15 protein-coding genes, 1 rRNA gene and 1 other RNA gene are annotated in these 14,947 nt (G+C 53.3%); all 17 read left to right on the top strand.

Features of this window, described 5'->3' with window-relative positions; all coding sequences use genetic code 11:
* The first annotated feature begins 421 nt into the window (after positions 1-421).
* Entirely contained in the window at positions 422-1,006 is a 585-nt protein-coding gene (rpoE, locus tag FPZ45_RS19720; RefSeq protein WP_144705693.1) for a DNA-directed RNA polymerase subunit delta, read from the top strand.
* Between the two features lie 311 nt (positions 1,007-1,317).
* Positions 1,318-2,922 (top strand): CTP synthase, encoded by a 1,605-nt coding sequence (locus FPZ45_RS19715; protein WP_144705691.1) that lies wholly within the window; start codon positions 1,318-1,320, stop codon positions 2,920-2,922.
* Between the two features lie 192 nt (positions 2,923-3,114).
* Complete coding sequence (locus FPZ45_RS19710) at positions 3,115-3,510, top strand: response regulator (protein WP_144705689.1); 396 nt, start codon at positions 3,115-3,117, stop codon at positions 3,508-3,510.
* Between the two features lie 126 nt (positions 3,511-3,636).
* Positions 3,637-4,491 (top strand): class II fructose-1,6-bisphosphate aldolase, encoded by an 855-nt coding sequence (gene fba / locus FPZ45_RS19705; protein ID WP_144705688.1) that lies wholly within the window; start codon positions 3,637-3,639, stop codon positions 4,489-4,491.
* 117 nt (positions 4,492-4,608) lie between these two features.
* The gene (locus FPZ45_RS19700; protein ID WP_144705686.1) at positions 4,609-5,859 is read left to right on the top strand and encodes a UDP-N-acetylglucosamine 1-carboxyvinyltransferase; all 1,251 of its coding nucleotides are present in this window, start codon (positions 4,609-4,611) and stop codon (positions 5,857-5,859) included.
* Positions 5,860-5,912: 53 nt separating this feature from the next.
* Positions 5,913-7,220 (top strand): transcription termination factor Rho, encoded by a 1,308-nt coding sequence (gene rho, locus FPZ45_RS19695; RefSeq protein ID WP_144705867.1) that lies wholly within the window; start codon positions 5,913-5,915, stop codon positions 7,218-7,220.
* Between the two features lie 27 nt (positions 7,221-7,247).
* Positions 7,248-8,498, top strand: a complete 1,251-nt coding sequence (locus FPZ45_RS19690) for a radical SAM family protein (protein ID WP_144705684.1) — start codon at positions 7,248-7,250, stop codon at positions 8,496-8,498.
* Between the two features lie 133 nt (positions 8,499-8,631).
* Positions 8,632-8,829: a 50S ribosomal protein L31 gene (rpmE, locus tag FPZ45_RS19685; RefSeq protein ID WP_115995094.1), complete on the top strand. Its 198-nt coding sequence runs from the start codon at positions 8,632-8,634 to the stop codon at positions 8,827-8,829.
* Between the two features lie 107 nt (positions 8,830-8,936).
* Complete coding sequence (locus tag FPZ45_RS19680) at positions 8,937-9,326, top strand: hypothetical protein (RefSeq protein WP_144705682.1); 390 nt, start codon at positions 8,937-8,939, stop codon at positions 9,324-9,326.
* A 64-nt stretch (positions 9,327-9,390) separates the two neighbouring features.
* Positions 9,391-9,656: signal recognition particle sRNA large type (gene ffs, locus FPZ45_RS19675), an RNA gene on the top strand.
* Positions 9,657-9,833: 177 nt separating this feature from the next.
* Complete coding sequence (locus FPZ45_RS19670; RefSeq protein WP_246120515.1) at positions 9,834-10,949, top strand: two-component system sensor histidine kinase NtrB; 1,116 nt, start codon at positions 9,834-9,836, stop codon at positions 10,947-10,949.
* Positions 10,950-11,038: 89 nt separating this feature from the next.
* Entirely contained in the window at positions 11,039-12,814 is a 1,776-nt protein-coding gene (gene dnaX / locus FPZ45_RS19665; protein ID WP_144705680.1) for a DNA polymerase III subunit gamma/tau, read from the top strand.
* A gap of 24 nt (positions 12,815-12,838) precedes the next feature.
* Positions 12,839-13,150, top strand: coding sequence for a YbaB/EbfC family nucleoid-associated protein (locus tag FPZ45_RS19660; RefSeq protein ID WP_144705678.1), 312 nt, complete (start codon positions 12,839-12,841; stop codon positions 13,148-13,150).
* Positions 13,151-13,211: 61 nt separating this feature from the next.
* Positions 13,212-13,811 carry a recombination mediator RecR gene (gene recR / locus FPZ45_RS19655; RefSeq protein WP_144705676.1) on the top strand — a complete coding sequence of 200 codons (600 nt, stop codon included), beginning with the start codon at positions 13,212-13,214 and terminating at the stop codon, positions 13,809-13,811.
* Positions 13,812-13,986: 175 nt separating this feature from the next.
* A complete protein-coding gene (locus FPZ45_RS19650) occupies positions 13,987-14,244 on the top strand; it encodes a DUF2508 domain-containing protein (protein ID WP_246120514.1) in 258 nt (85 codons plus the stop codon).
* Entirely contained in the window at positions 14,241-14,507 is a 267-nt protein-coding gene (locus FPZ45_RS19645; RefSeq protein ID WP_144705672.1) for a pro-sigmaK processing inhibitor BofA family protein, read from the top strand. The genes FPZ45_RS19650 and FPZ45_RS19645 overlap by 4 nt, the downstream gene beginning before the upstream one ends.
* A 325-nt stretch (positions 14,508-14,832) precedes the next feature.
* Positions 14,833-14,947 (top strand): 16S ribosomal RNA (locus FPZ45_RS19640); the annotation flags it as partial.

The raw sequence follows: 14,947 nt of genomic DNA, 5'->3' as shown, positions 1-14,947 counted from the left end.
CGCTTCCCTCCCGGACGTGTGTGCGGGGAAAGCACCTTAAGGAGGCGCTTTTCCGTCGTGTCCTCTACTGTATGAGAGAAAGGCGGCAAAAGCTTGGGAGTGTGGCCTTTTTTGCGTGGAAATAGGCGACGTTCCGTGTCATTTTCCCGGCCCCGACATAGGATGGATGGAGAGTTTCCCCGGTGAGACTCTTGGTCATGCCGGTTCCTCCGACCCGCGGAGCGGCCGGGAAGGATACAGTCGAAAAGCGAAGGCGCTGTCTCTCGGTGACACGCCTTCGCTTTTTCGGCGTTCCGGAAATTAATCTTGCAAAGATCCGCGGCGCGACTTGCTTTTTGATACGAAATACGGTTTACTATAGGATGATAAAATCAACGTGAAGGTTAATACCGGTTCACATACAAGAGAGGATGGAAGTCACGTGAGCGCCAATTACGTGCTGAAACTCGACTCCGAGAAAATTCGCGAGATGCCAATGGTCGATTTGGCCTACGAATTGCTGAAGACTGCCAACACCCCGTTCTACTATCGCGACCTGATGATGGAAATCGCCAAGATGCGCGGTTTGACTCAAGATCAAATCACGGACGTCATTGCCCAACTGTATACGGAAATCAATATCGACGGGCGTTTCGCATGCGTCGGCGGGAACGTCTGGGGACTGAAGCGCTGGTATCCGGTCGAACGTTCCGACGACCAGCTGAACGGCACCTCCAAACGTCCGCGTATCATTAACGACGATCAAGACGACGATGATGACGATCTCTACGGAGAAGACGACGATACGACGGTTGCGGACGACGAGAGCTACGATCTCTTCGACGAAGACAGCGACGAAGTGTTCGAAGAAGGCGAAGAAGCTGCAGACGCCGACGAAGAAGTGATTCTCGAAGATGACGAAGAGGCAGACCTCGACGAAGACATCGAAGAGAAGGACGAAGAGGACGACGATTTCGACAACGACGACGATGCGGACGACGAGTTCGAAGAAGACGAGGAAGACTAATAACGGTTCACAAGAAGCTTCGCGTATATGGCTTCGCCGCCCTCGGGACGGCGAAGCCGTTTCGTTCCTGCGGGGTTCGCGGAGGTTTAAAAACGGCATGGCCGTTTTACTTGACACCGCCCATCCCAGACGTTAAACTTATGCTTGGGCTTTAGAAGTACGGTTTTCCATAGTTCAGGAATTTGAAAAGTGCCCCCATTTAATGGGTGTCACTTTTTTGTTTTTTCCCCCTTTTTTTCAAGGGAAGACCTGGGTTCAAACAAAGATCATGACGGTGCCGCAAAGGCATGCAGCGGGAGGTTTCGTACAGAGTGACCAAATATATTTTCGTAACGGGAGGCGTCGTCTCCTCGCTCGGCAAAGGCATTACCGCCGCTTCGCTCGGCAGGTTGCTTAAAAATCGCGGGCTGAAGGTGACGATTCAGAAGTTCGATCCTTATCTTAACGTCGATCCGGGGACGATGAGTCCCTATCAGCACGGCGAAGTGTTCGTGACGGACGACGGAGCGGAGACCGATCTGGATCTGGGGCACTACGAACGTTTTATCGATATTAATTTATCGAAGAACAGCAACGTGACGACGGGCAAAATTTATTCGACGGTCATCAGCAAAGAACGCCGCGGCGAATATCTGGGCGGCACGGTTCAAGTTATTCCGCATATTACGAACGAGATTAAGGACCGCGTCTTCCGCGCGGGCAAAGAGGCCGGATCGGACGTCGTCATCACGGAGATCGGCGGCACGGTCGGAGATATCGAAAGCTTGCCGTTCCTGGAAGCGATCCGCCAGATCAAGAGCGACATCGGCCGGGAGAACGTCATGTATATTCATGTGACGCTAATCCCTTATATTAAAGCCGCGGGAGAAGTGAAGACAAAGCCGACCCAGCATAGCGTGAAGGAACTGCGCAGCATCGGGATTCAGCCTAACGTCATCGTCTGCCGTACGGAGTATCCGCTCGCCGAGGATTTGAAGCGCAAGATCGCATCTTTGTGCGACATCGACGCGAACGCGGTCATCGAATGCCGCGATGCTTCCACCTTGTATGAAGTGCCGCTTAACCTTCAAGCCGAAGGATTGGACGATTACGTCGTCAAGCATTTGAATTTGCCGACCGGCGCGCCGGATATGACGGAATGGGAAGCACTCGTCGCTCGGGTCAAATCGCTTCAGAAGAAAACGGAAATCGCCATCGTCGGCAAATATGTCGCGTTGCACGACGCTTATTTGAGCATCGTCGAGTCTCTTGCGCATGCCGGAATCGACGCGGATTCCGAAGTGGACATCCGTTGGGTGAACGCCGAGGAAGTGACTCCGGCCAACGTGAACGAACTGCTGGGCGGCGTGCACGGCATTCTCGTGCCGGGAGGCTTCGGAGACCGGGGCATCGAAGGCAAGATTGCCGCGATCCGTTATGCCCGCGAGAGCGGAACGCCTTTCTTCGGTATTTGCTTGGGCATGCAAGTAGCGGTCGTAGAATACGCTCGCCACAAGGCCGGCTTCGATGGGGCGAACAGCTCCGAGATTCATCCTGCGACTCCGTATCCGGTGATCGATCTTCTGCCGGAACAGAAGGATATCGAAGATCTTGGCGGTACGATGCGTCTGGGCCTATATCCTTGCAAGCTGGTGCCGGGAAGTTTGGCGGCGCAATGTTACGGAGATGAGCTCGTATACGAACGCCATCGCCATCGCTACGAGTTCAACAACGAATACCGCGAGCGCATCGAAGAGGCCGGCCTGCGCATTTCCGGGACTTCCCCGGACGGACGCCTCGTGGAAATGATCGAGCTGCCGGATCATCCGTGGTTCCTGGCCGTGCAATTCCATCCGGAATTCACTTCCCGTCCGAATCGTCCGCAGCCGTTGTTCCGGGAATTCGTAAAGGCGGCCCTTCGCCGCTCCGAAGCTTAATTTCATGTACATCAGACCGCCTTGGCGAATGCCGGGGCGGTTTTTGCATAAACGGGCGATATCTTGAATGGGAGGAGCCTAGTAAGGCTAATAATATATTTGAGAGATCAACAGTTTTTTACATGGAAATAGAAGGAATTTGAGCTTGCGGTCACGAATAAGGCTACAACAGTGATTCGGGGGGATGAGTTCTTGGACAAGAAAAGGTTATTGATCGTGGATGATCAAGTCGGGATCCGCATTTTGTTGCTCGAAGTTTTTGCCACCGAAGGCTACGATACTTTTCAAGCGGCTAACGGAAGGGCGGCTTTGGACATTGTAAAGAACCATCGTCCCGATCTCGTCTTGCTTGATATGAAGATTCCGGGCATGGACGGGCTCGAAATTTTGAAGCAGATTAAAGAATACGATAGAGGAATTAAAGTGATCATGATGACCGCGTACGGCGAGCTGGACATGATCAAGGAAGCGACCGATCTGGGAGCGCTGATGCATTTTACGAAACCTTTCGATATCGACGAGATGAGATTGGCCGTAAATATGCAGATGGGACAAGGCTCGTCCTCTCATTTCGCGACGGGCTCCTGAACCGGTAAATCGGGAAAGGGAGGAAACACCCGTTCTATTTACTTCGTCCGATTATTTTGTGGTATAATAACGCAGTATGTACGATACGTGACAAAACGAATGAAATCGCAGGAGGAATTGTAGACTATGCCATTAGTATCGATGACTGAGTTTTTACCGCAAGCCAAAGCAGGGAAATATGCAGTTGGACAATTCAACATGAACAACCTTGAGTTTGCCCAAGCGATCACGGACGCGGCGATCGCTGAGAACTCCCCGTTTATTTTCGGCGTTAGCGAAGGCGCTTTGAAGTACATGGGAATCGAATACACGGTGGCGATCGCCAAAGCGGCTGCCGAGAAGTCCGGTCTTCCGATCGCTCTGCACTTGGACCATGGCAGTAACTTCGACATTGCCATGAAATGTATCCGCGCAGGCTTCTCTTCCGTTATGTTCGACGGATCGCACCATTCCTTCGAGGATAATATCCGTCTGACCAAAGAAGTCGTGAAAGCTGCCCACGCGATGGGCGTATCCGTTGAAGGCGAGCTGGGCACGATCGGCGGCGTCGAAGACGATCTGAGCGTCGACGAAGCGGATGCATCGCTGGCTAAGCCGGAAGAAGCGATCCGTTTCTATGAAGAAACGGGAGTAGACTGTCTGGCGATTGCTGTTGGTACGGCGCACGGCATGTACAAAGGCGAAGTCAAAATCCATTTCGATATTATTAAAGAAGTTGTTGCGAAAATTCCTGTTCCGATCGTTCTTCATGGCGGCTCCGGCGTTCCGGACGACATGATCCGCGAAGCGATCCAAGCCGGCGCAGGCAAAATCAACGTCAACACGGAGAACCAAGTCGCTTGCACGGAGGCGATTCGCGCGAAGCTTGCGAAAGACGCTGACGTCATCGATCCTCGTAAATACTTGACGCCTGCCCGCGATGCGATGCAAGCGGTCGTGCAAGAGAAAATCCGTTTGTTCGGAAGCAACAACAAAGCTTAATTTCCATATTACTTTATCATCGAACTACACTGCGGGAAAACGTCCAAGGGCGTTTTCCCGTTCCTTCATGTGCCGGAGATTCCGGTCTGCAACAACACGAGGAGGAAGACGGCATTCATGGATAAATTAATGGTCCGGGGAGGCCGGCCGCTAAGAGGTACGGTCGGAATCAGCGGCGCGAAGAACAGCGCGGTCGCCCTCGTTCCTGCAGCGATACTGGCAGAATCCGAAGTGAGGCTGGACAACCTTCCTCAACTTAGCGATGTGGCGGTTTATGCGGAATTGTTGGAGGAGCTGGGGGGCACGGTAACCTGGCAAGACGACACGATGACGATCGATCCCTCTTCCATGCGGTCGGTTCCAATGCCCAATGGAAGGGTAAAACTATTAAGGGCCTCTTATTATTTGATGGGGGCTCTGTTGGGCAGATTCGGGGAAGCGACAATCGGCTTGCCCGGGGGTTGCAACTTCGAACCTCGTCCGATCGATCAGCATATTAAAGGCTTCGAGGCACTAGGGGCCGAAGTGACTAACGAGCATGGTTCCATACGGATTCGAGCCAAGGAATTAAGAGGGGCGAAAATCTATTTGGACGTCGTCAGCGTCGGAGCCACGATCAATATCATGCTTGCGGCATCCAGAGCCAAAGGGGTCACCTTGATCGAGAATGCGGCGAAAGAGCCTGAGATTATCGACGTGGCGACGCTCTTGAACGCCATGGGAGCGAAGATCAAAGGAGCCGGAACGGAGACGATCCGAATTGAAGGCGTTCGCGAGATGCACGGGTGTCGGCATTCTATCATACCTGACCGCATACAAGCGGGAACCTATATGATTGCCGCTGCGGCTACCCGCGGCGACGTTCTTATCGATAATATTATTCCTAAACATCTTGAAGCGATGACGGCGAAACTTCAAGAGATGGGCGTTCACGTGTACGAGATGGACGAATCGATTCGCGTGGTCGGGCAATCCCTGTACGAAGCGGTCGACGTGAAGGCGCTTGTCTACCCAGGCTTCGCGACCGATCTGCAATCGCCAATGACCAGCTTGCTGACGCAAGCGCGCGGAGTAAGCGTTCTGTCCGATTACGTATACAATAACCGCTTTAAGCACGTTCCCGAGCTCGTCAGAATGGGCGCGCAAATCCGGGTCGAGGGCCGTTCCGCCATCATTGAGGGAGGACCGCTCAACGCCGCGAAAGTGAGAGCTGCCGATCTTCGGGCGGGAGCCGCGCTAGTTGTGGCTGCGCTAACCGTAGAGGACGGAACGACGGAAATCAGCGGAGTGGAATACATCGACAGAGGTTACGAACGCTTGGTGACGCAGCTTAGCAATCTAGGTGCGGAAGTCTGGCGTCACGGTTAACTTGCGCTCGTCGTAATTATTGAATAAAAGTGGGGATACTTTTGACCGATTTAATGATGGCCGATTTGGAAGGGTTAAAGCTGACCGAGCTGTATAAGCTTGCAAAGCAGCACCAAATCAACAATTATGCCCAAATGAAGAAAAAAGAATTGATTATCGCGATCCTGCGCGCGCAAGCCGAGAGAAGCGGTTTGATGTACATGGAGGGCGTGCTTGAGGTGCTGCCCGAGGGCTTCGGATTTTTGCGGCCGATCAACTATCTGCCAAGTGCGGAGGACATCTACATCTCCGCTTCGCAGATTCGCAAATTCGATTTGCGAACAGGGGATTTAGTGTCCGGCAAATGCCGGGCGCCGAAAGAGAACGAACGTTATTTCGGGCTCCTGCAAGTGAACGCCGTCAACGGCGTCTCTCCGGAAACCGCCGCGGAACGCCTGCATTTTCCCGCTCTTACCCCGTTGTATCCGCAGAAAAAAATCAAGCTTGAAACCTCTCCCACGAACTTGTCCACGCGCATTATGGATCTTGTCGCTCCGGTCGGGCTGGGCCAGCGTGGTTTGATCGTCGCGCAACCCAAAGCAGGGAAAACGCTTCTGCTTAAAGAAATCGCCAACAGCATCGCGACGAATCATCCGGATATCGACTTATTCGTGCTGTTGATCGACGAACGTCCGGAGGAAGTGACGGACATGCAACGTTCGGTCAAGGGAGAGGTCATCGCGTCTACTTTTGACGAGGTGCCGGAAAACCATATCAAGGTTGCGGAACTCGTACTGGAGAGGGCATTGCGTCTTGTTGAGCATAAGCGCGACGTTGTTATTTTGCTGGATAGTATCACAAGGCTTGCGAGAGCGTATAATCTGGTCGTTCCGCCGTCCGGGCGCACGTTGTCCGGGGGGATTGATCCGGCGGCTTTCCATCGTCCGAAAAGATTCTTCGGTTCGGCACGCAACATCGAGGAAGGCGGGAGCTTGACGATTCTAGCGACGGCGCTCGTAGAGACCGGTTCGCGTATGGACGATATCATTTACGAGGAATTTAAGGGAACGGGCAACATGGAGCTTCACCTGGACCGCAAGCTTTCGGAACGGCGTATCTTCCCGGCTCTGGATATTAGACGATCGGGTACGAGACGCGAAGAAATGCTGCTCGACAAGGAAGCGCTCGACAAGCTGTGGGCGATTCGCAAGAGCATGAACGATTCCATGGAATACGTGGAAGGGTTCCTGAAGAAATTGGCCAATACGAAAACAAACCAAGAATTTTTGGATATGCTGGACACTAGCGGTGGGCCGAGTACGCCCAGTCCGTCGTCCAACTCCGGCGGAGGACGCCGCTCGACGCGAAGCAGCTCCTCTTAATCGGAAATCGTGAGGAGGGCTTAGCCCATGCATCTTGTATACGCAGACGAACAAGGCAACGTATTTGATCATCCCGAGCTGTACGGAATTGCCCGCAGCGGAGGCGATCTCGTGGAGCTTCTCGAGGATGAGCTGATTCCGTTGCCTGCCGGAGCCACATTGGTTGGGCTCCCTCATACCCGCCCGATCGGCATGGATCCGGAAAGTGGGAAAATGCAGCTTCTTCCAGGCGACTATCAGGCGGTCGGGGCCCTGTTGCCGCAAGGCTTCACCCGATTTTACGTACCGGGGTATTACAAAACGGATAAGACGCAGAAGTTTCCTTTGTTCGGATATACGGCGGTCGTCTGGAAAGACGGCGGTTTTTACGTCGCCGCGGCACAGAGCGACGATCCGGAGCCGTGGAATCCCGAGAACTGCGATCGTACGGAACTGAAGCTTGAAGTCGATAGGCTTTTAAAGACTTATCCGGACAACCGGCTGTATAAGCATCTTTCCAATTGCGCGCTCGGGTACGAGTGCTTGACGGCCTCCAATACGTTCCTTCAACGGTTGGAAGGCGCGGTTCCCGTATCTTTCGCGTGTAATGCCGGCTGTTACGGCTGCATCTCGGAGCAACCCGACGACAGCGGATTCGTCGCCCCGCAAACCCGGCTGAAATTCCGGCCCGAAGCCGACGAAGTTGTCGAAATCATGCTGGAGCATCTGAAGACGCCAAGATCGATCATCAGCTTTGGCCAGGGGTGCGAAGGCGAGCCTTCAACGCAGGCGAAGACGATTATCGAAGCGATCAAGCGGGTACGCGCCCAGACATCTCTCGGCTATATCAACATCAATACGAACGCGGGCTTGTCCGATCATATGCGGGCGATCGTGGACGCTGGATTGGATCTGATGCGGGTGAGCACGATCAGCGCGATTGACGAGCATTATAACGCCTATTACAAGCCTCGCGGTTACACGCTTAAGAACGTGGAGAAGTCGCTCAAATATGCGGCGGACAAAGGCGTATACACGTCGATCAATTACTTGATCTTCCCAGGCGTAACGGATCGCGAAGAAGAGATCGAAGCCATGATCGATTTTGCTCGCCGGACCGAACTCAAGCTCATTCAGATGCGCAATCTCAACATCGATCCGGATGCTTATCTGGAGTTGATCCCGCCTGCCAAAGGCGAGATTTACGGAATGAAGACGTTGCTCGATATCTATAGACAAGAACTGCCTGACGTGGTTATCGGTTCATACACTCACGTTCCTCCAGGCGTTTCTTTGTAATCGCGCGTCTGTTCGCTGCTGTCCAGGCTTCCGCGATCCATAGTTGTCACCTTCGGCGCATGGTGTTATAATCTTTTATGTGTTTATTTACTCTGGGTCCGCATGTGATCCAGGGCGGAAAGAGGTGAACCCTTTGAAACCATCCATTCATCCGCAATACAATGTGATTACGGCGTCTTGCGCATGCGGGAACACTTTCGAAACAGGTTCGATCAAATCGAATCTGAAAGTCGAAGTTTGTTCAGCTTGCCACCCGTTCTACACAGGTAAACAGAAGTTTATCGATGCAGGCGGTCGCGTTGACAAGTTCAAGAAAAAATACGGTATTTAATAGCCCGGCCATCGGCCCGTGCGGAATATCGCGCGGAGCGGCTTAAAATTCACGTATAGAGACAAGCCTCCTTTGAAATCCTACGGGATAAAAGGGAGGTTTTTTTCATGAGCAAACTGTTGCGAAAATGGATGCCGGCGGGTCTGGCGGTCTGCGCGCTGATGATATCGGCCGGTTGCGGCACTCACGGAGGCGTTAAGACGCAGAGCTACAAACCGGACGGATACATGGGAAGGACAAGCACTCACCCGGGCCTGCCCGGTCATCACATCGTAACGAACTACGCCACCGATAATACGTCCATGCGGAGGGCGATCAAGAACGTGCCCGGCGTTGTCGATTCGAATATCACCTTTAACGGAGCGGATGCTTACGTCACGATCAAGCTCGCTCCCGGCCTTGAGGCAAGGGAGATCCCTACGGTGGAACAACAGGCGGCTACGGTACTCAGGTTTAATTATCCGAGATATACGATCCACGTCAAATCGATGAAATAAATATTCCGAGGGAATGGTTTCCTTCGGTTGCACTTCCCGCCGCAATTCGTTATACTTAGTTTTGCCGTGCTAGACGGGGAGGTAGCGGTGCCCTGTAACTCGCAATCCGCTCCAGCGAGGTTGAATTCCTGTTTTAGGTTTTGTGATGCAGGTTCCGGTAGGTTCGATGCCGTGTTGACGGCAGGGTCCTCCGCGAGGGACGGCCATGAACCCGGTCAGGTCCGGAAGGAAGCAGCCGTAAGTGGTTTAGTTCTTGTGCTGGAGGGTAGCTCGGCCCGAGCGACTCGTTCTTATTCGGCTGGTTCACAATTATCGAGATCAGGTGCACGGTCCTGATCCACATAGGATCTCAAATATGAGATGAACGAAACGAAGCGACATGACGGATTCCGTTATGCCGCTTTTTTTGTGTAGAAAATCCTTCCATCGATATAGGTCCAAAGGAGGGAATTGGCGTAATATACCGAATATTTACAATTGGCGGATCGTTGACCGGAGGTGATTATAATGATGGACGAACCGGCAATGCTCGCGAATGATGTCATGCATGCGTATGGGGTGAAACGAGAGCGTTTCGTTCGGCAATTCGTGAATCGGTTTCTAACGTTGGAGGGAATAGGGGTTCTATTTCTGGATTCGGAATTTCGCGTCGTGGAAGTCAGTGAGATGATCTGTTCCTTTTTCGGCTTTGCCCGGGCCGATATCGCGAACAAGTCCGCCGAGGAGTGGTTCGAAGCGGCCGGCTTGCGGCCCTATCCGTTTGACCGAAGCCTGCTCGAGGGTCAAGCGTTCCGCAACCGCGTGCTGGACTGGAAACAAGGTCCGTTCAGCCGGAAGCTGATGATCGACGGGGAGGCGCTAGAGGACAACGGAGAGAGAACAGGCGCCTTCATTCTTTTCCGGGACGTCTCGCATCAAATGGTGTTGGAGGAGCAGATCAGGCGGTCCGACCGGTTGAAGACCATCGGCCAGATCGCTGCGGGAACGGCTCACGAGATACGCAATCCGTTAACGGCCATCAAAGGATTCATGCAGCTGTTGAATAAATCTCTTAACGATCGCGGGATGGACAAGGAACAAGGATACGTGGGAATCGTGCTTTCGGAGCTCGAGAGGGTGAACGGACTCGTTAGCGAATTTCTGCTGCTGAGCAAGCCGAAAGAAATCAAACGGGATTGGATGGAAATTGGGCAGGTTGTACAGGAGATTATGCCAATGATTCAAAATGAAGCAATTATGCATAATGTAACGGTACTTTATTATCCCCAACCGGGATTGCCTCCGATCTTGGCGGACAAAGAACTATTGAAGCAAGTGTTCTTGAATCTAGGAAAAAACGCGATCGAAGCAATGGGCGAAGGAGGGACTTTAATAATTCGCGAGCACGGCGATCCCGGCGGATCGGACAAATTGGCGGCGGAATTTATCGACACGGGGCCGGGGATACCGCCCGACGTTCTGGATAAAGTGTTCGACCCGTTCTTCACGACGAAACCGCAGGGCACGGGACTCGGCCTTTCCGTTTGTCAGCGAATTGTGGATGATCTGGGGGGGACCATCGAAGTATCGTCGGATGAGCATGGGACGGAGTTTACGGTATGGCTGCCGTGCGCGAAGACTTAGAGAGGGATAAGAAATCGGGGTAGGCGGTGGAGCGCCGCCTTGCGATGATGTATAATGAGTGAAACGGCAAGCCGACGGGAGCGACAAGCATGGCACATCTTGCTTTGTACCGGGCCTGGCGTCCCCAGACGTTCAAGGACATGGTCGGGCAACAACATATCGTACAGACATTGCAGAACGCGATTCGCGAGAATAGGCTTTCCCATGCTTATTTGTTCAGCGGCCCGCGAGGCACGGGCAAGACGAGCGCCGCGAAAATATTGGCGAAAGCGGTGAACTGCGAACACGGACCTTCCCCAGAACCCTGCAATCAATGTTCGCGGTGCGAACGAATTACGAGCGGGTCCGTCATGGACGTTGTTGAGATCGATGCGGCATCCAATCGCGGGGTTGAAGAAATTCGCGATATTCGCGATAAAGTCAAATACACGCCGACGGAAGTCCGGCGTAAAGTGTATATTATCGATGAAGTTCACATGTTGACGACGGAGGCTTTCAACGCTCTGCTTAAGACGTTGGAAGAGCCGCCGGCTCACGTCATGTTCGTCTTGGCGACGACCGAGCCGCACAAGCTGCCTCCGACAATTATTTCTCGTTGCCAAAGGTTCGATTTCCGCAGAGTTCCGCTAGAGGAACAAACGGGACTTATGCGGGAAATATGCGAGGAAGAGCAGATCGACGCGGAAGAAGAAGCGCTTCGTTATATCGCTCGTCTATCGGACGGAGGGATGCGCGACGCGCTTAGCCTGTTGGATCAGATCGCTTCGTTCACGGGCAGTCGCGTAAGTCTCGCGCAAGCGGTCGAGGCAACGGGAGGGTTGCCCTCGGAACAGTTCGCAAGGCTGGCGATCGCCATCCGGGAGAACGATGCTTCCAAGGTGTTGCTTGAGATCGATGAAATGATGAAAGCCGGTAAAAGCGCGGACAAGTGTCTCGAGCAGCTGATGCATTATTTCCGCGATTTGCTGCTGGCACAGTTGGCGCCGGAAGCCGGAGACTCCTCGGGGCGCATCGCAAATCCCGCGGAACTGAAAGAGATGGCAGATGGATTTTCCAGACAGCGGTTATTTGATATCATTGATCTGTTAAACCGTTACCAAGGGGAAATGAAATACGCGGCCCATCCGCAGACGATGTTCGAAATCGCCTTGCTCAAGGTTTGTTCGAACAGCCCGGGCGCAGCCGCTTCGGAGCCGCGGGATTCTGCCGCAAGCACCGATGGAGCGGGAGTAAGCCGGGGCGAGCTCGGACAGTTGAAGCAGCAGATCGCCGCCTTGGAGAACAAGCTGGGAACGATGATTAGCGAAGGCGCTTCGCTTCATTCGGGGGGGAGAGGAACCTCCTCCGGGGGAACGGGCAATGCCAGGGGGAGCGCCGGCGGAGGAGCGTCCGCGACGCCGCGTCCTTCGAATGTGTCCCGCCAGAAGCTGGTCTCTTTCGCGGAAGCGCGGGCTTCATCCGGAGCTTCGCTCGCCAAATGGCCTCAGATTATGGAAGGCGTCAAGGAGAAGGGGCGAACGATTCACGCTATGCTGCTGGATGGCGAGCCTGTCTCCTATACCGGCGATACGTTCGTTGTCGCGTTCCGCAATACGTTTCATCGGGAGAATACAGAGAGGCCGGCGAACAAAGGGATCGTCGAAGGCGTGCTGAGCACGGTCTTCGGAAGCCCCACTCAATTGGTGACGGTCATGCAAAAAGAGTGGCAGGAAGCGCTCGCCGATAGCTCCGGATCTCCGAAGGAGCCTGCTGGTGCTGAGGAATTGCTGCTCGTGCCGGAGGAAACCGCCGAAGCGGGCGAGCCTCTGATCGATGAAGCCGTTCGGCTGTTCGGAGAAGACCTAGTGACAGTTAAAGAAGATTGAAGTTAACTTGGGAGGTTGCTAACCATGAACAACATGAACCAAATGATGAAACAAGTCAAAAAAATGCAAGAGCAAATGCTGAAAGCGCAAGAAGAACTCGGCAGCAAGACAATTGAAGGAACGGCAGGCGGCGGAGTCGTCTCCGTTACCGTCAACGGCCACAAGAAATTGCTTGATATCAAGATTAAACCGGAAGCCGTAGATCCGGAAGACGTCGAAATGCTTCAAGACCTCGTCCTAACGGCGGTGAATGACGCATTGACCAAAGCCGACGACCTGGCTAACCAAGACATGAGCAAGTATACCGGAGGCATGAAAATTCCCGGCTTGTTCTAAGCGGGTGACCGGCCGCCTATGGCGGCTGCCGGCATAAGACGAATGGAGGAGACTGGAGCCCTTGTTCTATCCGGAACCGATTGCCAAGCTGATCGACTCCTTCTCCCGCCTTCCGGGCATCGGGCCGAAGACGGCCGCAAGATTGGCGTTTCACGTCTTGCGAATGAAAGAAGAAGACGTGATCGATTTCGCCAAAGCGCTTGTGAGCGTCAAGCGTAATCTGACTTATTGCTCTGTCTGTTGCAATATAACCGACACGGACCCATGCCGCATTTGTTCGGATAAATCGCGCGATATGTCCGCCATCTGCGTCGTACAGGAGCCGAAAGATCTTGTTGCGATGGAGAGGACGCGGGAATATAACGGGCACTATCACGTGCTTAATGGCGCGATCTCCCCGATGGATGGTCTTGGGCCAGACGATATTCGAATCGCCGAATTGGTCCGACGTCTCGGAGACGAGCGAGTACAGGAACTGATTCTGGCGACGAATCCCAATATCGAAGGCGAGGCTACGGCGATGTATCTTTCCCGGTTGGTTAAGCCTTTCGGGATTAAAGTAACTCGCATCGCGCACGGATTGCCGGTTGGCGGAGATTTGGAATATGCGGATGAAGTGACGATCTCCAAAGCGTTGGAGGGTCGAAGAGAGTTGAACTAAGTTGAACTGAGCAAATAGGCTTAAACCCCGAAATTCGCCGTTAGGCGGGTTTCGGGGTTTTCTGTATTATTCAGAAGTTATAAGTTTACTTGGTTCTATTGGAAAGGGGTTGGCCATAGAAATAGTAATGGGTTGTCCTTTGGGACGGGCCAATTGATGATGCGGAGGGATGATCTTGCGGTTGAAAACGAAACGCGAGCAGGCCTCGGTGCAGTCCGTTGAACGCCAAAGTCTCATAGCGGACATCCGTAGGGCAGAACAGGAGCGGAAAGTGGCCGAATGGAGATTCCACCACGCTCTGGGGGAAGATCATGTAGACTATGCGATCTATAGTTTGGAAGCCGCAGAGAAAAAACTCGGCATGCTGCTTAGGCAGGCGAAGCTTCAATGGGAAGATCGGCCGGAGCGGAAGGAGGGCGAGGGGGCGGGATGAAAACCTTCTGGCTTGTTTTGTTGATCGCATCAGGATTATCCTTGGGCATCGTCCTGCTGCGGCGAAACGTTCCCAAAGGATGGTTAACCAGGTTCGGGTTGCATTTGGCATTGGCCGCCGCGGCGTTATATGCGCTGAATTTCTCGGGATGGGTGACCGGTTGGTACGTTCCGCTCAATCCATTTACGATCGGAACGGTTGCCGTTCTCGGACTTCCCGGAATTGGTCTTGTGTTAGGTCTGCAATGGGCATTGCTTGTCTGAACTGTCTGCGGCGCGGACGGTTTTTATCATGAAGAGGATTTTCCGCGAAAAATGTCTGATTTGTGGTTGACGGGCCAGGTGCGGATGTGATACATTAGTTTTCGCGCCTCTTGGGCAAGCCGAAAGGCTAACGAGAAACATCGGAATTTGGAATAAATTACTTGTTGCAAATGAGATGGGCGCTGTGGTATATTATTAAAGTCGCCGTTAGCGCGGACGACGAAAACGAAACACCGATTGTTCTTTGAAAACTGAACATTGAGCGTAAGAAACAAAAACGTCGAAAGACGAAACCAGCAATACAGATTGAGCCTTCTGGCTCTCTATTATGGAGAGTTTGATCCTGGCTCAGGACGAACGCTGGCGGCGTGCCTAATACATGCAAGTCGAGCGGAGTTATTTAGGAGCTTGCTCCTGAATAACTTAGCGGCGGACGGGTG

The organism is Cohnella terricola (assembly GCF_007786475.1).
GTDB lineage: Bacteria > Bacillota > Bacilli > Paenibacillales > Paenibacillaceae > Cohnella > Cohnella terricola.
Note: the sequence above shows the minus strand (reverse complement) of the source record. Positions and strands in the feature narration are given on the sequence as shown.